This window comes from Collinsella aerofaciens, from assembly GCF_040910325.1.
In the GTDB taxonomy this organism is placed as follows: domain Bacteria; phylum Actinomycetota; class Coriobacteriia; order Coriobacteriales; family Coriobacteriaceae; genus Collinsella; species Collinsella aerofaciens_BL.
In genome coordinates this window covers 1-20,344 of sequence record NZ_JBDGAV010000020.1, presented here as the reverse complement: position 1 = coordinate 20,344, position 20,344 = coordinate 1, and the positions used below count along the sequence as shown (strand labels likewise).

The 20,344-nt window shown below is 58.9% G+C and carries 17 protein-coding genes and 2 tRNA genes; all 19 read left to right on the top strand.

What is annotated here, in order from left to right:
- Nucleotides 1-872: dihydrodipicolinate synthase family protein (locus tag AB5Z25_RS08360; protein WP_368135291.1), on the top strand; the 872-nt coding region annotated here is incomplete at its 5' end.
- Nucleotides 873-1,043: 171 nt separating this feature from the next.
- A complete protein-coding gene (locus AB5Z25_RS08355) occupies nucleotides 1,044-2,009 on the top strand; it encodes an ROK family protein (RefSeq protein WP_138339842.1) in 966 nt (321 codons plus the stop codon).
- A 70-nt stretch (nucleotides 2,010-2,079) separates the two neighbouring features.
- Nucleotides 2,080-2,766, top strand: a complete 687-nt coding sequence (locus AB5Z25_RS08350; RefSeq protein ID WP_022094877.1) for an N-acetylmannosamine-6-phosphate 2-epimerase — start codon at nucleotides 2,080-2,082, stop codon at nucleotides 2,764-2,766.
- A gap of 101 nt (nucleotides 2,767-2,867) precedes the next feature.
- Nucleotides 2,868-3,788 (top strand): RNase adapter RapZ, encoded by a 921-nt coding sequence (rapZ, locus tag AB5Z25_RS08345; protein ID WP_022094878.1) that lies wholly within the window; start codon nucleotides 2,868-2,870, stop codon nucleotides 3,786-3,788.
- Nucleotides 3,789-3,794: 6 nt separating this feature from the next.
- A complete protein-coding gene (whiA, locus tag AB5Z25_RS08340; protein ID WP_195544121.1) occupies nucleotides 3,795-4,724 on the top strand; it encodes a DNA-binding protein WhiA in 930 nt (309 codons plus the stop codon).
- Between the two features lie 193 nt (nucleotides 4,725-4,917).
- Entirely contained in the window at nucleotides 4,918-5,943 is a 1,026-nt protein-coding gene (gene gap, locus AB5Z25_RS08335; RefSeq protein WP_022094880.1) for a type I glyceraldehyde-3-phosphate dehydrogenase, read from the top strand.
- Between the two features lie 140 nt (nucleotides 5,944-6,083).
- Entirely contained in the window at nucleotides 6,084-7,274 is a 1,191-nt protein-coding gene (locus tag AB5Z25_RS08330) for a phosphoglycerate kinase (RefSeq protein ID WP_022094881.1), read from the top strand.
- Nucleotides 7,267-8,034 (top strand): triose-phosphate isomerase, encoded by a 768-nt coding sequence (gene tpiA / locus AB5Z25_RS08325; RefSeq protein ID WP_368135290.1) that lies wholly within the window; start codon nucleotides 7,267-7,269, stop codon nucleotides 8,032-8,034. The genes AB5Z25_RS08330 and tpiA overlap by 8 nt, the downstream gene beginning before the upstream one ends.
- A gap of 5 nt (nucleotides 8,035-8,039) precedes the next feature.
- On the top strand, nucleotides 8,040-9,593 hold the full coding sequence (gene gpmI, locus AB5Z25_RS08320) for a 2,3-bisphosphoglycerate-independent phosphoglycerate mutase (protein WP_368135289.1): 1,554 nt from the start codon (nucleotides 8,040-8,042) through the stop codon (nucleotides 9,591-9,593).
- A 166-nt stretch (nucleotides 9,594-9,759) separates the two neighbouring features.
- Nucleotides 9,760-10,014: a preprotein translocase subunit SecG gene (gene secG / locus AB5Z25_RS08315; protein ID WP_006236144.1), complete on the top strand. Its 255-nt coding sequence runs from the start codon at nucleotides 9,760-9,762 to the stop codon at nucleotides 10,012-10,014.
- Nucleotides 10,015-10,307: 293 nt separating this feature from the next.
- Complete coding sequence (locus AB5Z25_RS08310; RefSeq protein WP_368135288.1) at nucleotides 10,308-11,984, top strand: peptide ABC transporter substrate-binding protein; 1,677 nt, start codon at nucleotides 10,308-10,310, stop codon at nucleotides 11,982-11,984.
- 156 nt (nucleotides 11,985-12,140) lie between these two features.
- Entirely contained in the window at nucleotides 12,141-13,178 is a 1,038-nt protein-coding gene (locus tag AB5Z25_RS08305) for an ABC transporter permease (RefSeq protein WP_117877270.1), read from the top strand.
- A gap of 14 nt (nucleotides 13,179-13,192) precedes the next feature.
- On the top strand, nucleotides 13,193-14,128 hold the full coding sequence (locus AB5Z25_RS08300; protein WP_055286934.1) for an ABC transporter permease: 936 nt from the start codon (nucleotides 13,193-13,195) through the stop codon (nucleotides 14,126-14,128).
- Nucleotides 14,129-14,130: 2 nt separating this feature from the next.
- The gene (locus tag AB5Z25_RS08295) at nucleotides 14,131-15,222 is read left to right on the top strand and encodes an ABC transporter ATP-binding protein (RefSeq protein WP_117564867.1); all 1,092 of its coding nucleotides are present in this window, start codon (nucleotides 14,131-14,133) and stop codon (nucleotides 15,220-15,222) included.
- Nucleotides 15,223-16,251, top strand: a complete 1,029-nt coding sequence (locus AB5Z25_RS08290; protein WP_368135287.1) for an ABC transporter ATP-binding protein — start codon at nucleotides 15,223-15,225, stop codon at nucleotides 16,249-16,251. It abuts the gene before it with no gap.
- A gap of 593 nt (nucleotides 16,252-16,844) precedes the next feature.
- Nucleotides 16,845-16,934, top strand: a tRNA-Leu gene (locus tag AB5Z25_RS08285).
- Nucleotides 16,935-16,993: 59 nt separating this feature from the next.
- Complete coding sequence (locus tag AB5Z25_RS08280) at nucleotides 16,994-19,339, top strand: GAF domain-containing SpoIIE family protein phosphatase (protein ID WP_217108462.1); 2,346 nt, start codon at nucleotides 16,994-16,996, stop codon at nucleotides 19,337-19,339.
- Between the two features lie 78 nt (nucleotides 19,340-19,417).
- A complete protein-coding gene (locus AB5Z25_RS08275) occupies nucleotides 19,418-20,164 on the top strand; it encodes an anti-sigma factor antagonist (RefSeq protein ID WP_368135286.1) in 747 nt (248 codons plus the stop codon).
- A gap of 105 nt (nucleotides 20,165-20,269) precedes the next feature.
- Nucleotides 20,270-20,342 (top strand) — tRNA-Gly (locus AB5Z25_RS08270).
- The last annotated feature ends 2 nt before the right edge of the window (nucleotides 20,343-20,344 follow it).

The window sequence follows — 20,344 nt, the reverse complement described above, 5'->3', positions numbered from 1 at the left end:
ATACCGAAGACCACCAGCTCGACGTTGCCTCCTTTGAGCGCAGCATCAACCGCATGATCGATGCCGGCGTCGATGGCCTGTTCTTCCTGGGCTCCTCGGGCGAGGTCGTCTTCTCCACCGACGAGCGCCGTCGCCAGATTATCGCCGAGGCCGTTCGTATCGTCGACCACCGTGTGCCTGTTCTGGTCGGCATCATCGATACCGAGACCGAGCGCATGATCGAGCACGGCAAGGTCGCCCAGGAGCTGGGCGCCGATGCCCTCGTCGCCACCTGCCCGTTCTATGCCCTGCAGGGCATGACCGAGGTCGAGGAGCACTTCCGCATCCTGCACGAGGAGCTCGACCTGCCCATCTTTGCCTATGACATTCCCGTCTGCGTTCACACCAAGCTCCCCTGGAAGCTCCTTGCCAAGCTCGGCGCCGAGGGCGTTCTGGCCGGCGTCAAGGATTCCTCGGGTGATGACATCTCGTTCCGCTACCTCGTTCAGGAGAACGAGAAGAACGGCCATCCGATGAGCATTCTCACCGGCCACGAGGTTGTTGTCGACGGCGCCTACCTCGGTGGCGCCGACGGTTCCGTCCCGGGTCTCGCCAACGTTGAGCCCGAGGGCTACGTGCGTCAGTGGAAGGCCGCTCAGGCTGGTGACTGGGCTACCGTCAAGGCCGAGCAGGATCGCCTCAATGAGATTTCGCACATCTGGGATGTCACCTCGGGCGTCCAGGGCTATGCCGGTGGCGTCGGCGCCTTCAAGACCGCTATGAACCTCATGGGTATCTTCGACAGCCCGACCATGCCGCGCCCGGTGAAGGCCATGACCGGCGAGAACGTCGAGGCGATTAAGAAGGTCCTCCAGGACAACGGTCTCCTGTAAAGCTTCCCCGGGCACCCGATCTTGGGGCTCAAGCGGTCGAGCGTGACCCATTAGGTCAACGCCCGACCGCTTTCACCCCAACCTCGGGCACCCGGGAAACCTTTACCAAGCTGCGGCGATAACGCAGCCTTCATTTCCTGTAGTTGTTTTTTATCTCCTAAGGAGAGCGACATGGAGAACAAGTACGTCTGCTCTGTCGATATCGGCGGAACTAAGATCGCGACTGCCATCATGGAGTACCCGGCTGACGGCAGTGTGCCTCATCCCGTTTTTGAGGCCGAGGTTCCCACTGAGGCCCAAGAGGGCGGCGAGGCCGTCTTCCAGCGTATCGAGGCGTCCATCAAGGCTGCTCTCGAGGCGAATCCCGATGTCGAGGTCCTTGGCGTCGGCATCGGTGCCGCCGGCGTCGTCGATCCCAAGACGGGCGCCATCGCGTATGCCAACGAGATCATGCCCGGCTGGTCCGGCGTTCAGTTGGGGCCGCGCCTGCGCGAGGACCTCGGTCTTCCCGTTGCCGTCGTAGGCGACGTGCAGGCTCATGCTCTGGGTGAGGCCCACTGGGGCGTCGGCAAGGGCAAGTTCTCCGTCTTGTGTCTTGGCATCGGTACGGGCATCGGCGGCGCATATGTCGAGAACGGCCGCGTGATGCAGGGCTTCCATGGTGCTGCCGGTCATATGGGCCACATCGAGTGCTCGGCTGCCGCCGGCATTCCCTGCGCCTGCGGGCGTTCCGGCCATCTGGAGTCGGTTGCTTCGGGCACTTCCATTGGTCGAATGTACGATGAGCGTTTTGGCCGCGTCGACCCCAGCCGTCCTTCGGTCGGTCGCGATGTGAACGACCTGTGCCGTGCGGGCGACGCAAAGGCGACCGAGGTCATCCATGACGCCGGCTTTGCGCTGGGCGCCAGCTTGGGCTCGCTCGCTAACATCCTGGACCCTGAGGTCATCGTGCTTTCGGGCGGCGTGATTCACCAAGGTCCCGATTGGCGTTCGCAGACGTGGAAGGATTCGGTGCACGAGGGCTATGCCAGCCAGGCGCTCGATCCGCTTCAGAACACACCGATCCTCATCGGTTCTCTGGAGGGCGATGCTCCGCTCATCGGTGCCGCTGAGCATCTTCTTGCCTCGTTGAAGTAAAAGTATCTGCTGTAGGAGCCTCCCGAGACAACACGCCTCGGGAGGCTGTTCTAAGAAAGGTTGCAGCCTTATGACCGTTGATCCTTTGATCCAGTCCCTGAAGGGCAAGCTCGTCGTGAGCGTTCAGGCGTATATGGGCGAGCCGCTTCGTACGCCCGAGACCATGGCGCAAATGTCTCGCGCTTGCGAGCTCGGCGGCGCCGCCGCCATTCGCTGCCAGGGCCTTGCCGACATTGCCGCCATTAAGGGTCGCTGTGAGGTTCCCGTCATCGGCCTGTGGAAGGATGGGCACGAGGGCGTTTACATCACGCCGACGCTGCGTCACGCTCGCGCCTGCGTTGCTGCCGGTGCCGATATCGTGGCGATCGACGCCACCGATCGTCCGCGCCCCGATGGCAAGACGGTCGAGGATACCTTCCGCCCGCTGCACGAGGAGGGTGTGCTCCTGATGGCGGATTGCGCCACCATCGAGGACATTCGCCGTGCTGTTGATATGGGCTTCGACCTTGTATCCACCACGCTTTCTCACGGCGTCGCCGCCATCGACTGCACCATGGCCGATGGCCCCGACCTGCCGCTCCTGCGCCAGGCGACTGAGGAATTCCCCGGCCTTCCCATCATTTGCGAGGGTCGCGTGCATACGCCCGAGGAGGCTCGCGCTGCGATCGATGCTGGCGCCTGGGCCGTTGTCGTCGGCACCGCCATCACGCACCCCACGAGTATTACGAGTTGGTTCAAGGCTGCGCTTGAGGCGTAAGACAGGCCTCGTATCCGCTCGGGGCGGTATACTCAATATAGGCAATTGACCGCGCGGGATCCGGGTTGCTGGGTCCCGCGCTTGTTTTCGGGAGGCAGCACATGCAAAAGGGAGATGCCATGGATGCGGCGGAGCGCTCGGAGCGCATCCCCGATATCGTCATCATCACCGGAATGTCCGGATCGGGCCGCACACAGGCCATGCACGTGTTCGAGGACATGGGCTATTTTTGCATCGATAACCTGCCTCCGCGTCTCATCGCCCAGCTTGCCGAGCTCGTCGGCATCAATACGGGCGTGGGCAGGCATCTCGCCGTTACCTGCGATTTGCGTAGCCAGGGACTGTTTGACGAGTTGCTCGATGCGGTCGCCGCGCTCGAAGAGCGCGAGATGAGCTGCGACATCGTGTTCCTGGAGGCTTCTGACGAGGTGCTGATTCGTCGCTACAGCGAAAATCGCCGCCGCCATCCCATTGCCAAGCCGGGGGAGACTACGGCCGATGCCATTCAACGCGAGCGCCTTCAGCTGCAGGGCGTGCGCGACCGAGCCGATATGATTATCGACACGAGCCGTCTGCGCACCTCTGCGCTGCGCAACAAGCTACGTATGGCATTTTCCGAGCTGTCCGACCAGCAGCTCATGGACGTTCACGTGTTCTCGTTTGGCTTTAAGCACGGCATGCCCGTCGAGGCGGACATTATGATCGACGTTCGTTTCCTGCCCAATCCGTTCTACGATCCCGAGATGCGCACGATGACCGGTCTCGATAAAAAGGTCTCAGATTTTGTTCTGGACCATCCCAAGACGCAGGAGTTTTGGAAGGCTTGGACACAGCTGCTCGATACGGTGATGCCGGGCTATATCGCGGAGGGCAAGCCACAGCTTTCTATCGCCATCGGCTGCACGGGCGGTCAACACCGCAGCGTTGCCATCGCCGAGGCCACGGCACGTTATTTGGAAGGCGCCCAATATCACGTGAGCATTTCCCACCGCGACCTGTCACGCGCCAACACGAAGGCATAGGCCTGCATGTCGTTTACCGCCGAGGTGCGCGACGAGCTCGCGCGCTGCGAACCCGAATGTGAATACTGCGACTTGTCGACGCTTGCCGCCCTGACGCGTGTGAGCGGTACACTTTCGCTGGCCGGCTCCGGGCGGTATCGTTTGACGGTCGCGACCGAGACGGGCGCCGTCGCGCGCACGATGATCACACTGACGCATCGCATCCTTAAGCTCAAAACGGAATTCACCGTTCGTAAATCGGTCTTGCATAAGGTCCGTAACTATCTCATTACCCTGCCCGATCAACCCGACCTGGACAAGGCTCTGGTGCTGCTGGGCATTCTCGATCGCAGGGGAGGGCTCGTCGCTGGTGTTCCCCGGCACATCGTTGCCCGTCCCTGCTGCAGGCTTGCCTACATCCGCGGCGCGCTCATCGCCGGCGGTTTCGTGGCCGATCCCCGCGGCGACTTTCATTTGGAGATCGCGGTGCAGGGCGAGCAATATGCCAAGGGGCTTTGCGATTTGTTGGAGCAGATTGGGGTCCATGCTCGTGTTAATGCGCGGCGGGGGTCATATGCCGTGTACATTAAGAGCGCCGAGGAAATCGAGCATCTATTAAAGCTGATTGGTGCCAAGCGCAGCGTTGCCGAGATTGAGGAGGCGCGCGCGGTCAAGTTGGTTAAGAACGATGTGAACCGTCGCGTGAATGCCGAGCTCGCCAACCAGACCAGAAGCGCCGGTGCTGCCCAGCATCAACTTGCGCTTATCGATGAGCTCGAGCAGCGGGGTTTGCGCGACACGCTTCCGGACGCCTTGGCGGTCTTTTGCGACCTGCGCGAGCGCTATCCCGATCTGTCGCTGCGTGATTTGGGGGAGATGGCTGACCCTCCCTTGTCGAAGTCGGCCCTCTACCATCGTGTTTTACGGCTTGAAAAGCTCATTGAAGCAAACAGGTAGGTTAAAGTATCGACTTATATACGGATTTAGCTGCTATTTTAGTCTTTAAAACGTTTTAACGTAAATTTGATTTTCAATTTCGAGCATTCTCGTGAAATTCAAGTCAAAAAAAAGGTATATTAGGCGAGTGGTTAGTTTGTGGGCCTCAACGGCGGGCGCTGTAGCTCGCGGGGGCCTTACGAAAGGAGACACAATGGCAGTAAAGGTTGCTATTAACGGCTTCGGTCGCATCGGTCGTCTGGCTTTCCGTCAGATGTTCGGTCATGAGGGCTCCGAGATCGTCGCTATCAACGACCTCACCTCTCCCGATATGCTCGCTTACCTGCTGAAGTACGACTCCACGCAGGGCAACTACGCTCGCGATCACGAGGTCGTTGCTGGCGAGGATTCCATCACCGTTGACGGCAAGGAGATCAAGATCTACAAGGAGGCCGACGCCAACAACCTGCCTTGGGGCGACCTCGACGTCGACGTCGTTCTCGAGTGCACCGGCTTCTACACCAGCAAGGCTAAGGCTCAGGCCCACATCAACGCTGGCGCCAAGAAGGTCGTCATCTCCGCTCCGGCCGGCAGCGATCTGCCCACCATCGTGTACAACGTCAACCATGAGACGCTGACCGCTGAGGACAACATCATCTCCGCTGCTTCCTGCACCACTAACTGCCTCGCCCCGATGGCCAAGGGTCTGAACGACTTCGCTCCCATCGTGTCCGGCATCATGACCACCATTCACGCCTGGACCGGCGACCAGATGCCGCTCGACGGCCCGCAGCGCAAGGGCAACAAGCGTCGTAGCCGTGCCTGCGCCGTCAACATCGTCCCCAACACCACCGGTGCTGCCAAGGCTATCGGCCTGGTTCTCCCCGAGCTCAACGGTAAGCTCATCGGTGCTGCCCAGCGCGTCCCGACGCCGACCGGCTCCATCACCAACCTCTACGCTGTCGTTGACAAGAAGGTCACCGTCGACGAGGTCAACGCTGCTATGAAGGCCTACGCTGCCACCATCTCCGAGACCTTCGGTTACAACGAGGACGACATCGTCTCCACCGACATCATCGGCGAGACCCACGGCTCCATCTTCGACGCCACTCAGACCATGTGCTCTGACCTCGGCAACGGCCAGACCCTCGTTCAGGTCACCTCTTGGTACGACAACGAGAACTCTTACACCTCTCAGATGGTCCGCACCATCAAGTACTTCGAGAAGTTCGTTGCTTAATTTAGCTTTTAGCGAATAGCTCGTTGAGCGTCTAAAGAAGGGCGCGGCCTTATAGGGCTTACACCCTAGGGTCGCGCCCTTTTTATAAGAAATCGTCTGCCGTAATGGGAGGCAGACACGTACGAAAGGTAGAAGCAAACATGGCCTTTACCAAGAAGACCGTCCGCGACATCGATGTCGACGGCAAGCGCGTTCTCGTCCGCGTTGACTTCAATGTGCCTATCAAGGATGGCGTCGTTGGCGACACCACCCGTATCAAGGCTGCCCTGCCCACCATCAACTATCTCGTTGAGCACAACGCTCGCGTCATCCTCATGAGCCACCTCGGCCGTCCCGATGGCACCGGCTTCCAGCCCGAGCTGTCCCTCGAGCCCGTCGCCAAGAAGCTCGCCGAGCTCTCTGGTCTCGACGTTGCCTTTGTCGCCGACACTTACGGCGAGAAGGCGGCCGAGGCTGTCGCTGCCGTCGAGCCGGGCAAGGTTCTCGTTCTCGAGAACGTCCGCTTCGATAAGCGTGAGAAGAAGAACGATCCCGAGATCGCCAAGAAGCTCGCTTCCTATGGTGACGTCTTCGTTCTCGATGCCTTCGGCACCGCTCACCGCGCCCAGGGTTCCGTCGTGGGCCCCGCCGCTTACCTGCCCGCAGTCGCTGGCTTCCTGCTCGAGAAGGAGGTCGACACGCTGACCGGCATCTTCGCCGAGCCCGAGCGCCCCTTCGTCGCCATCGTCGGCGGTTCCAAGGTTTCCTCCAAGATCGGCGTTCTCGATCACCTCATCGACTCTGCTGACACCCTGATCATCGGTGGCGGTATGGCCTACACCTTCTTCCTGGCTCAGGGCCTGTCCGTCGGTCAGTCCCTCAAGGAAGAGGACTGGGTCGAGCGCGCTGGCGAGATGCTCAAGAAGGCCGAGGAGAAGGGCGTCAAGATCCTGCTCCCCATCGACAACCGCGTTGCCGATCACTTTGGCGAGGACGCTGTCCCCGAGGTTGTCGCTTCCGACGCTATCCCCGACGATCGTGAGGGTATGGACATCGGCCCCAAGACCGAGGAGCTTTACGCCGAGGCCGTCAAGGGCGCCAAGACTGTGTTCTGGAATGGTCCCATGGGCGTCTTCGAGTTCGACAACTTCGCTCACGGCACCCAGGCTATCGCCGAGGCTGTCGCCGAGGCCGACTGCACCTCGATCATCGGCGGTGGCGACTCTGTCGCAGCTGTCAACAAGTTCAACCTGGCCGACAAGATGAGCTGGATCTCCACCGGTGGTGGCGCCTCCATGGAGCTCGTCGAGGGTAAGGCCCTGCCCGGAGTGGAGGCGCTTCTCGATGCCTAATCGCACCCTTCTTATCGCTGGTAACTGGAAGATGAACAACGACGTCGCCGAGGCCGCCAAGCTCGCCGACGAGCTGGCTCAGGCTCTGCCCGAGGTTCCGGCCGGCGTCGAGGTGCTCGTCTGCCCTCCGACCATCGACATCATCACGGTTCATGACCGTATTCAGGCTGCCCCCATTGCCCTCGGTGCACAGAACGTGTACTGGGAGGCCAAGGGTGCCTTCACCGGTGAGTCCTCTTGCGACATGCTCAAGTCCGCTGGCTGCACCTACTGCATCATCGGTCACTCCGAGCGTCGTGATTACTTCCACGAGACCGATGAGGATCAGAACAAGAAGGCCAAGGCCCTCGTTGCCGCCGGTCTTGTTCCCGTCTTCTGCTGCGGCGAGTCCCTCGAGGTCCGCGAGGCTGGCACCTATGTCGAGCACGTCGTGAACCAGGTCAAGGCTGGCCTTGCTGGTCTTGAGATCACCTGCCCCAAGCAGGTCGTCGTCGCCTACGAGCCCATCTGGGCCATCGGCACCGGCAAGACCGCTACCGCCGAGGACGCTCAGGAGGTCTGCGGCGCTATCCGTGAGACCCTCAAGGAGATGTTCGGCGAGGAGCTCGCTAACGGCATCCGCGTTCTCTATGGTGGCTCTGCCAAGCCCGGCAACATTGCCGAGCTCGTCGCCAAGCCCGACGTTGACGGCGCCCTCGTGGGCGGCGCTTCGCTCAAGGCTGCCGACTTCGCCTCTATGGTCGTCAAGGCAGGCGAGTAGGACATATGGCACAGCGTCATCTTCCTGCACTCCTGATCATCATGGATGGTTGCGGCCTGGCTCCGGCCGATGGCGAGAACGCCGTCGCCGCTGCCAAGACGCCCTTCCTTGACAGCCTGTATGAGAAGTACCCCCACACCACGCTCGGCGCTTCGGGCGAGGACGTGGGTCTTCCCGATGGCCAGATGGGCAACTCCGAGGTGGGTCACCTCAACATCGGTGCCGGCCGCATCGTGTTCCAGGAACTTTCGCGCATCAACAATGCCATCAAGGACGGCTCCATCGCCAAGAACGAGGTTTTCGTCAAGGCTATGGACGATGTCAAGGCTGACGGCAAGACTCTCCACCTCATGGGCCTTATGAGCCCTGGCGGTGTTCATTCTCATATGAACCACGTCGAGGCTCTGGTCAAGATGGCTGCCGAGCACGGTGTCAAGACCGTTCGCGTCCACGCCTTCATGGATGGTCGCGACGTCGACCCGCAGTCCGGTGCCGGTTACATGAGTGAGTTCTGCGCCTTCCTGGCTAAGATCTCTGAGGAGACCGGTTGCGACGCTCGCGTTGCCACCGTCTCGGGCCGTTATTGGGCCATGGACCGCGATAATCGTTGGGAGCGCATCCAGCGCGCCTACGACGTCATGGTCAACGCGTCCGATGCTGATACCGACCCCGTTGCCGGTATCAAGGCCTACTACGAGAAGGATCCGCGCGGCGACGAGTTCGTCGAGCCCTTCGCTGCCCACAACGAGGGCATCCACGAGGGCGACGCGGCCATCTTCTTCAACTTCCGTCCCGACCGCGCTCGTCAGATGACCCGCGTGTTCACGGACAAGGAGTTCGACGGCTTTGAGCGCGAGCAGATCAAGCTTTCGCACTTTGTGACGATGACCGAGTACGATCCGACGTTTGACGTCGAGGTCGCCTTCCCCAAGACGTTCCCCGAGAACGTCCTGGCTGACGTTATCGCCGCCAATGGCCTGAAGCAGCTGCACACCGCCGAGACCGAGAAGTACGCACACGTGACGTTCTTCCTTAACGGCGGCATGGAGGAGCCCAAGGAGGGCGAGGAGCGCGTGCTCGTCGCTTCCCCCAAGGTCGCTACCTATGATCTGCAGCCCGAGATGAGCGCTCCCGAGGTTACCGAGAAGCTTGTCGCCGCCATCAACGAGGATCGCGCTGATTTCTACATCGTGAACTTCGCGAACTGCGACATGGTTGGTCACACCGGTGTCTTCGACGCCGCCGTTAAGGCTGTCGAGGCTGTTGACGATGCTCTGTCCAAGGTTGTCCCGGCGATTCTCGCTAAGGGCGGCTTTGCGCTGATTACCGCCGATCACGGCAACGCCGATCACATGTTTGACGTTGCTTCCGACGGTTCCAAGCATCCGTTCACGGCTCACACCACCAACCGCGTGCCGTTCATCATCGTTGATGAGAAGGCACAGCTCACCGGTATCGAGGACGGTCGTCTCTCCGATATCGCCCCGACTATGCTTACCATGGCTGGTCTGGAGCCTTCCGCCGAGATGACGGGCCGCGTGCTCGCCGCCGAGGCCTAAGAGAAAACGCCAAGCGTTTCTTTGAAGGGGGTTGTCCATATTCGGGCAACCCCCTTATTTTTGGTATTTCTGCCATATCTGCCCCGTCCCCAAATGGCAGGTGGGGGAGTGTCGGGGGTTGTGGTACAGTACTGGAGTTTGAATTGTTCTATTAAGGAGCTTATCTATGGGTCCGTTCCAGATTCTTCTGTTTGTCGTTTGGGCTGTCTCTGCCGTGGCGCTGACGATTCTCGTCCTGATGCATTCCGGTAAGGGCACCGGCGTTTCGGATATGATCGCTAGCTCGCTGTATAACTCCAGCTCTGCCACGGGCGTCATGGAGCAGAACCTCGATCGCCTGACGGTAATTATGGCCGTTGTTTTTGCCGTGTGCGTCGTCCTGTGCATGTTCTTCTTCCCGCAGGGCATCGTCGGCTACTAAGCATCGGCGTATATACGTTTGCAATGGGTCTCGCAGGTGCGGGACCCTTTTTGTTTACATATTTGTAACAGAGTCAAAATATCCCCACATACTTCGCCCAACTAAAGAAATTCTCGACCGTTAACCGGAATTAGCCCCAAATCGTGCATAAAATGCGCTACTGTATTGCAAAACGTTGGTCCGTTGTGCATAACCAGCCATAGCAGCGGGCGGCGTTTTGATGGTTCGGATCGGATTGTCTCGACATATGTCCGACTGAACATTTCTTTGTCCTATCTCATAAGGAGGATGGCATGGCTGATTCTATGTTCCACCAGCCCGTTATGGGTCGTCGCGCCTTTGTTGGCGGCACCCTCGCTGCGAGCTCCATGGCTTTTCTTGCCGCATGCGGCAAGAAGGGCGGCGACGCTTCCGGTTCTGAGTCCGGTTCGACGCTGAACTTCTACATCAACAACCCGGTCTGCATCGACCCCTACAATGTCCAGGAGGACCAGGGCACTCAGGTCGAGTACCAGCTCTTTGACGCTCTGACCTCTTATGACGCCGAGAAGGGCGAGATCGTTCCGCTGGCTTGCGAGTCCTTTGAGGCCAACGACGACGCCACCGAGTTTACCTTCAAGATCAAGAAGGCCAAGTTCCACAACGGTGACGACGTTACCTCCAAGTCCTTCAAGCTCGGTTGGGAGCGTCTGGTCAACACCAAGTCGGCCATCGCTACCGAGTACGGCCCTTCCGAGGTCTCCTATCACCTTTCCATGGTCGAGGGCTATGACGACCTGCTTGCCGGTAACGCTACCGAGCTCAGCGGTGTTACTTGCCCCGACGATGAGACCCTCGTCGTCAAGCTGTCTTCCGCTTACGCCGACTTCCCCTTCGTCGCCTCTCACCCGGCTCTGGCCCCGGTTCCCGAGTGCGCCGAGTCCGATGCCAAGAGCTTCTATCTTGCACCGGTCGGTAACGGCCCGTTCATGATGGACGGCAAGTGGGAGGATGGTCAGGAGATCAACCTCAAGAAGTTCGACGATTACTATGGCGACAAGGCCAAGATCGATGGCATCCACTTCCAGGTCATCAAGGACATGGAGACCGCTTACAAGGAGTTCCAGGCCGGTAACCTCGACGTCTGCGACGTTCCCGTTGCTCAGATCGACGCCGCCAAGAAGGATCGCGGCGTGTCCAAGGACGGCTACACCATGGGCGACGGCGAGCGCATGCTGCTCGGCGCCGAGCCTTCCACCTACTACCTGACCTGCAACAACACGGCCGAGCCGTTCAACAACGCCGACCTGCGCAGGGGTATCTCCCTGGCCATTAACCGTGAGGCCATCTGCAAGACCATCTTCAAGGGTACCCGTACCCCCGCCGACGGCATTGTTCCTCCGGGCATCGATGGCTACAAGGAGGGCGCATGGGAGTTCTGCGCCTACGACGTCGACAAGGCCAACGAGTACCTCGACAAGGTTGCTCCCGCTGACGCTAACGGCGATCGTGGCATTAACGTGACTCTGTCCTACAACCAGGACGGTGGCCACAAGGAGATCATGGAGTCCATCATCGGCGATCTCGCCAAGGTTGGCGTTACCGCAACTTCCGATACCCCTGAGTGGTCTGCCCTGCTCGAGCAGTATCAGAACTTCAACTATCAGTTCGGTCGTCTTGGCTGGATTGCCGACTACCCGATCATGGATAACTTCCTGTATCCGCTGTTCCACTCCGACTCCCTCGGTGGCGACAACCGCTCTGGTTACAACAACCCCGAGTTCGACGCCAAGGTCGACGAGGCTCGTACTACGGTTGACGACGAAGAGCGCGTCGCTAAGATGCAGGAGGCTGACGCTATGGTCGCTGCCGACTGCCCGGTCATCCCGGTGATGTTCTACACGCACACCATCGTCGGCTCCGATCGCATCAAGCACCTCTATGTCGATCCGCAGAAGCACGCCGAGCTGGGTACCGCTGAGCTCGCCTAAGAGTTTGCAGCTTCCGTGAGGGTCAAGTATTTACGTAGACCTCATGGGAAACATACAGTTCTCCCTAACCTGGGGTAAACTGGCTGATGGTAATTTTGGGATGCCGGTCTGGCGATCGGCATCCCATTTAGGTTAATCCCTAGATAGGGGAGTGGTATGGGTAAGTACATCGTTAAACGTGTGCTTCAGTTCATCCCGGTGTTTTTGGGCGTTACGCTGATTCTGTTCGCCCTCCAGAATATCGTGCCGGGAGATCCGATCAAGCTGATCGGTGGAGACAAGGCTCTGTCCCCCGAGGTGGAGCTTCAGCTTCGCGTCCGCTATCACCTAGTCCAGTCGGACGAGGACGGCAACGCGATTCTTGACGAGAACGGCGACCCCGTTCAAACGTCGCTCGTGGACCGTTACTTGTATTACATGAACGGCCTGCTTCATGGCGATCTGGGCAATTCGTACCAGCGCAAGCTGCCGGTTACGGAAATCTTTGCCCAGAAGTATCCGTATACGGTCAAACTTGCCGCGTGCGCCATCGTGCTCGAGGCAATCATGGGTATCGGTGCGGGTATCATTTCGGCGGTAAAGCGTTATTCCTTCTGGGATATTTTGGTAACGCTCACCACGTCGATCCTCGTTGCCGTCCCGGCCTTCTGGCTCGGTATGTTGCTGCAACTGTTCTTTGGCGTCATTCTCAAGGACGCCACGGGCGGTGCATTCTCCATGCCGATCTCGGGTGCCGGCGGTTCCAGCTCTCAGTATCAGGATTGGATGCACTATGTGCTTCCGACCATTACGCTGGCTTCGGTTTCGACCGCTTACGCCGCCCGCATTATGCGCTCGCAGCTGCTTGACGTCATGAACCAGGATTACATCCGTACGGCAAAGGCCAAGGGTCTCTCCAATCGCGCGATCATCATCAAGCACGCGCTTAAGAATGCACTCATCCCCGTCGTTACCTATATTGGTGTCGACTTTGGCGGCATGCTTTCGGGCGCCATCCTGACCGAGACGGTCTTTAACTGGCCCGGTATCGGCTATGAGGTCTATCGCGCCATTAGCATGCGTGACTGGCCCATCGTTATGGGCGGCGTTACGCTCATTGTCGTCGTCGTCATGGTGATCAACCTGCTCGTCGACATTAGCTATGCATTCCTCGACCCGCGCATCCGCCTTGGCGGTCCGTCGGATAAGGCCTAAGGGAGGTACGTCTCATGCAGGAAACTGATTCTCAGTCTCAGGAGCAGGCTACCGCCACCAAGGCCGCCTCTGCTCCCGCCAAGTCCCGCACGCTGTGGGGCGACGCTTTTAAGCGTCTTCGCAAGAACAAGCTCGCCGTTATCGGTGTCTGCTGGATCATCATCGTCGTTGTGGTTGCCCTGACCGCAGATCTGTGGGCTAAGCCCTGGCTCGGTTCGCCGACGGCTTCCGACTCGACCACCATGGCCGAGACGTCGCTGCTGGCTCCGTGTGCCGAGCACCCGTTTGGCACCGACGCCCTTGGTCGTGACATTCTCGTCCGCGTTATCTACGGTGCACGTGTTTCGCTTTCCGTCGGTATTATGGCCACTGCGATCTCCACGGTGATCGGTCTGGTTATGGGTGCTCTGGCTGGTTTCTACGGCGGTATCTGGGATACGATCATCATGCGCTGCGCGGATATCTTCCTGGCATTCCCGTACGTGCTGTTCGTTGTCGCCATGATCGCTGTTATCGGCCGTGGTCTTCAGAACGTCTTTATCGCCATCGGTATTCTCGGCTGGCCTTCGATTGCGCGCGTCTTCCGATCCGCAATCCTGACGGTCAAGGAAAACGACTATGTTGACGCTGCGCGCGCGATGGGTGCATCTGATGCTCGTATCGTCGTGCGTCACATCTTCCCGAACTCCGTCGCTTCCATCGTGGTCTACGCGACCATGAACATTGGTGGCGCCATTCTGACCGAGTCCGCTCTGTCCTTCCTCGGCATGGGCGTTATTCCGCCTACGCCTTCGTGGGGCTCCATGATTCAGGACGGTCAGCAGTATCTTCTGACTGCTCCCTGGATGATGATCATGCCCGGTCTGGCAATTCTCTCGACGGTGCTCGCCTTCACCCTGCTGGGTGACGGTCTGCGCGACGCCCTCGACGTCAAGATGAAGGACGCATAAGGATGAAGAAGAACAAGAACTATGTGGACCTGAAGGACCAGCCGGTTCCCGAGGGCCAGCATCTGCTCGAGGTCGATGACCTTAAGATGTATTTCCACACCGAGGATGGCGTTGTTCGCGCTGTCGACGGTGTCTCCTACACGCTCGATCGCGGCGAGACCCTGGGCGTCGTCGGTGAGTCCGGCTCCGGTAAGTCCGTGACCGCCATGACCATCATGGGTCTTATCTCGATGCCTCCGGGAAAGATCGAGGGCGGCGACGTTCGCTATCGCGGTCGTTCTATCCTCGAGATGACCGAGGAAGAGATGCAGCACATTCGCGGTAACGACATCGCGATGATCTTCCAGGATCCTATGACTTCCTTGAACCCGGTCTATAAGATCGGCAAGCAGGTGGGCGAGGGTCTTCGTCTGCACCGTGGCTACTCCAAGCAGGAGGCGCTCAAGCGCGCTACCGAGCTTTTGGACCTCGTGGGTATCCCCGAGCCCGAGAAGCGCGTCAATGAGTATCCGCACCAGTTCTCTGGCGGTATGCGTCAGCGCGTCATGATTGCTATGGCTCTTGCCTGCGATCCCGATATTCTGATTGCCGACGAGCCCACGACTGCCCTGGACGTTACCATTCAGGCTCAGATTATCGAGCTCATGCAGGAAATGCAGGAGAAGAACGGCAACGCCATCATCATGATTACCCATGACCTGGGTGTCGTCGCCGATATGGCCGACAAGATCATGGTTATGTACGCCGGTCGTCCCGTCGAGTTCGGTACTGCTGAGGAAATCTTCTACGAGAGTCGCCACCCCTACACCTGGGGCCTGATCCGCTCCATCCCGGAGCAGGCTATCGATGAGAAGAAGCCGCTTACGCCGATTCACGGCAACCCGCCTTCGCTCATGAACCTGCCCGAGGGCTGCGTCTTCTCTCCTCGCTGCCCCTATGCGACGGACAAGTGCCGCAAGCAGCGCCCCGAGCGCGTTGTCACCGAGTCTGGTCATTACTCTGCGTGCCACTACTCCGGTGACCCCGAGTTCCTCAAGAACGCCCCTGAGACGTCCCGTACGCGCAAGGATTCCAAGAAGGGAGGCGAGGCGTAAATGGCAGGCAATAACGAGCGCACTCCACTGCTGAAGGTCGAGCACCTCTCTAAGGAGTTTCCCGCAGAGTCCGGCATGTTCGCCAAGCGTTTTTCCAAGCGCGTCGTCTCTGCTGTAAATGACATCTCTTTTGAGATTTATCCTGGCGAGACCTTCGGTCTGGTTGGCGAGTCTGGTTGCGGTAAGTCCACGACGGGCCGCACCATCATGCGCCTCACCAAGCCGACGGCTGGCAAAGTGTTCTTCCAGGGCAAAGATGTTGCCGAGATGAGCAAGCATGAGATCAAGGACATGCGTCGCGAGATGCAGTTTATCTTCCAAGATCCTTATGCTTCGCTCAACCCTCGTATGACCATCGGTGAGATCGTCTCCGAGCCCATGACCATTCACGGCGTGGGCACCAAGGAGGAGCGCATTGAGCGTGTCCGCGAGCTGCTGGACGTCGTTGGTCTGAACCCCGAGCACATCAACCGCTATCCGCACGAGTTCTCGGGCGGCCAGCGCCAGCGTGTCGGCATCGCCCGCGCGTTCGCTCTGAAGCCCAAGCTGATCATCTGCGACGAGCCTGTTTCCGCCCTGGATGTGTCCATCCAGGCCCAGGTTCTGAACCTGCTCAAGGAACTGCAGGACAAGTTCGGTACCGCATATCTGTTTATCGCCCACGACCTGTCCGTCGTGCAGCACATCTCCGATCGCGTTGCCGTTATGTATCTGGGTAAGATGGTCGAGGTTTCGGACTGGAAGACGCTCTACAGCGAGCCCCACCATCCGTACACGCAGTCGCTGCTGTCTGCCGTTCCGGTTCCCGATCCTGATATCCAGAAGACCCGCAAGCGCATTATCCTTGCCGGCGACCCGCCGTCACCGCTGGATCCGCCGACCGGCTGCCGTTTCCACACGCGCTGCCCGATCGCGCAGGGTATCTGCTCCGAGAAGCTGCCTGAGTTTAAGGAAGTTGCCCCGGGCCACTGCTGTGCCTGCCACTTCGCGGAGCCGTTCCCGATCAAGGAATCGCACATCGACCTGTAGTCAGTTGTTCTCGTCCGGGCCCGCCCTGAAGTTACTTTTCAGAACGTCCTCGGACATGCAAGAAACCCCCGCTGCGCACTTCGTGCGGCGGGGGTTTCTTGCGTCCTGCGGGATGTTCTGAAAAGCAACGCCAGGGCGGGCCCTGCGGTAACTCGGCAGGGGGAGTGCGATTCCCTGATCGCTCACTTAATCTAATAGGAAAGTTAGTGAGGCCGGAGCTTTAGCTCCGGCCTCTTTATATAAGGGCTCGGCAAAGCCGAGCCACCAAATTTGCATCAGCCCCCAGAACATGTTTGAGAACTGTGCCTGAAGTATGTATTTGCAGGCCCCGAATCGGTGTTGCCTCCCGGCGCATTCCGCAGGGGGAGCGATATTTTGCAGCACGAAGTGCGCAACAAAATATCGCTCATGCCCGAGGACGCGCCGGGAGGCAACACCGATTCGGGGCCGAACATATAGATCTACCAGCGCATTTACAAATTCGTAAACTTTTTTGAAAAAAGTGCTTGCACAGTTCTCGAATCATAGGTTATTATCTTCCTCGTTGAACGCGCGGGTCCAACAAAACGAACCGTGAATCAACAACATAGCATGTCGGAGTGGCGGAATTGGCAGACGCGCTAGCTTGAGGTGCTAGTGACCGCTTTTTGGTCATGCGGGTTCAAGTCCCGCCTCCGACACCATCGCATTTGAGAAGCCTCTTCGGAGGCTTTTTTGTTACCGATAGACGGTGGGGTCCACGATGGAAACGCTTGAACGCAACGAGTGGGCAGACGTTGCCCAGCTAGTCGAGATCACGAGCGATGCTGTCATCATCTGCGAGCTCGACGGAACCATTCTGCATGTGAACAATCGCTTACTTGGTTTGATGTGCGAGGAACGCGCCGACGTCATCGGTGGAGATGTTAAAGACGTCCTGTACTCGTCCGCTTTTGAACGTGCGACGGAACATCGTCTGCCATTTGAAACTGATGGCTCCGAGAACGAACTGATGCTCAAGCTGAGCGATGGCTCCTTTATCCCCGTCTTGGTTCGTGCGGGCTCCGTAACGCCTCCACGCATCTTTGGGCGCCGCGCGCCACGTGTCCTGGTGGCGCTCCATAGCATCGAAGAACAGTATTCGCACGACCGTCAGCTCAAGCGTGCGCTTTCGGAGCTTAGAGTGGCGAACAAGCGCCTCTCTGGCACGCTCTCGGTCATTATGAGTACCGTGGGCTCCGATGAGCTGCCCAGCTTACTTGATACCGTTTTGAACCAGCTTGTAGGAACGCTCGATGCTTCGGGTGCCGCTATCTATTTTTCTGAGAGCGGCGGTTTTAAACTTCGCGGTGTTTCCAAGGAACTGTACGACAGCTACCTGCCTGAGTTTTTGCCGTATGGCGCTGGCATTCCGACGTATGTTCTTCGTGAGTCGCGTGCCTGTCGCTTGTCGATTCAACAGGACCTTGAGGGTGATAAGGCCGCCTCCGGTATGTTCATGGACCTGGACAATCGTTCTAAGCACCTGTTGCGCATGCAGGATATGCCTCCGTACCGCAGCGAGATCTGTCTTCCCGTTTTTTACGGTACGCAGATCCTTGGCGTGCTGGAAGTTGGTTGGAAACGCCCTCAGGCACCGCTCGCCTATGACGTTAATGTGCTCGAGGTCATTTGCGATTACCTGTCTATCCAGCTGGTCGGCATGGCATCGAGCCTTCGCTCCCGTCGCACGGCCGAGCTTGGCCGCTCGCTCAATGTCTTGCGTGATGAGTTGTTTACCTTTCTAGACGATTCCGCCGCGGCTACCCAGGCGGTATCGTCCGAGATCTGCAATATGCTTAACTGCCATTTTTGTCCTGTTGAGTATGACGCTAGTCTGGATTCCTACGTCATAGATTTTGAAGGCGGCAGTCGCGTTGCTTTGCCGGACGATCCCGAGAAGCTTTTCTTTTCCACGACGGCGCCGGCGGCACGTCTGGGGGCTGGCCCTGATGGCTTTGAGGCATCTGTTTTGGGCGGCACGAGTGCCGAGGACCTTAAACACGTCCGTATAACTCGCGTTGACGAATCGATGCCTATGGGAGGCTGGCTTAGGGCGCATGGTCTGCCTTGTCAAGGTCTCTACGTCGACTCCGGCATCGAGGCGGGGCGCCCGCGCTCTGAGGGTGATGGCAAGCACAGTAACGACGCGATTGTTCCTGCTTCTGTTGCGAAGAGTCCGACGACGCGCGCGCTGCTGCTTCGTGATGGTAGCCAAGAGCCGATTGATGACCTTGAATATGACTACTTGGTGCACTTAGCGCATGACTTTGAACTGATCTACGAGGGCGAATCTCAAAAGCGCGAGGAGCGCCATATTGCTCAGACCCTTCAGATCGGCATGAGAAATTCCCTGGGGGATGTTCCGGGTATCGCAACCGATTCGGTGTACCTGTCGGCCACGAACTCGGCGTTGGTCGGCGGCGATTTCTATACGCTCATCCGTCTTCCCGACGACTGCGCCGTCATGATTCTGGGTGATGTGTCTGGCAAAGGCATTGAGGCCGCATCGATGTCTGCGCTCGTCAAGACGGCCCTGACGGCATATGCCTGGGAGGGCGCTGGACCGGCCCGCATGGCACGCTCCCTTAACAGCATGCTCATGGGCTTCTCGAGGGTCGAGACGTTCGTGACGGCCTTTATCGCCAAGATTGACCTTAAAGCCGGACGCGCAACGTATTGTTCGGCGGGCCATCCTCCGACCATGGTCATCAGGCCAGAGTCGATGCCGCTGGGTGGTGGCGAGGCCCGTGGGGGAGAGGTCGAGCTGCTTGGATGCCAATCGGGCGTAATCGGTGCCTTTGAGAGCATGGTGTACGAGACAGGCGTGTTTACGTTCGCTCCTGGCGACATGCTCTTCATGTATACGGACGGAACGATTGAGGCCCGTGACCGCACCGGAGCGTTCTTTGGCGAGCAGCGCCTTCGTGACCTTCTGCTCTCTGTCTCGGGTGAGGGCGTATCGGGAATCTGCGGCAAGGTCTTGGGCGAGCTTGACCGATTTACCGAATCGGCGCTGGACGATGACATTGCATTGGTGTCCCTTGAGTTTTTACGGGGTCGTTCATAGACGACGCTGGGCGGGCTGAATCCGTACGGTTGGGGAAACGAATGCATCGAGTGGGCTTTTTTGGGGAACCATGGTCGTATGAATGAGTGGAATGACATAGCGGTTTTGACGCCACCAGGCGATATCGACATCGCCACGGTGCCTGCGCTGCGTCGGCGGTTGGATGCTTTGATTGGCCGCGGCGCGCGTCGTGTTGGCATCAACTGCCAGGCTGTTAGCTTTATCGATTCGACGGGCTTGGCATTCCTGCTTACGCGCGCTCGTGAGCTCATGAGGCGAGAAGGCCTGCTTTCGCTCGTCAATGCATCAGGTGAAGTTGTTCGCTTTTTGGAGATTGCTCGTCTTGTCGATATCCTTCATGTCGCGGGGCCGGCACGGGAGTCTATTCCCGCCATTCCGGTGGGGGAGCTGCCTCGCTGGAGTAAGAGCGTCGAGGTCCGTCAGGGTATCGAGAATCTTCCATACTACCGACATCGCATCGCTGAACTCCTTGAATCGCTTCCGTTGCGCCGTGACGAGCGCTACGATGTCGCATTGGCGTCGGGGGAGGCGCTGGGTAATGCCTATGACCATGCGGGCGGTATCGGGTGCGTCCTGACGGTTCAGGCTTATGGCGATCGCGTTGTGGTTGAGGTGCTTGATCGAGGTGCCGGCTATTCTATTGATGAAACGAGCGAACCGGTCGCATCTGAGGAGCGCGGCCGTGGCATCAAGCTTATGCGTATGCTCGTCGATAACGTGGAGGTTGCTCGTCGTACGGACGGCGCCGGCACGTGCGTGCAGATGGTGAAGCTGTTTAGCGGAGCGCTGGAATCGTGTGCCTAGCCAATCGCTTTAGCGCGTTTAGCTACTAAGAACATGCGGCAGACAAGTTTTTTGAAAAAAGTACTTGCGTCTTTTGGACAACTCGCGTAAATTAATAACCCGCAAGCGGACATGGCTCAGTTGGTAGAGCACAACCTTGCCAAGGTTGGGGTCGCGGGTTCGAGCCCCGTTGTCCGCTCC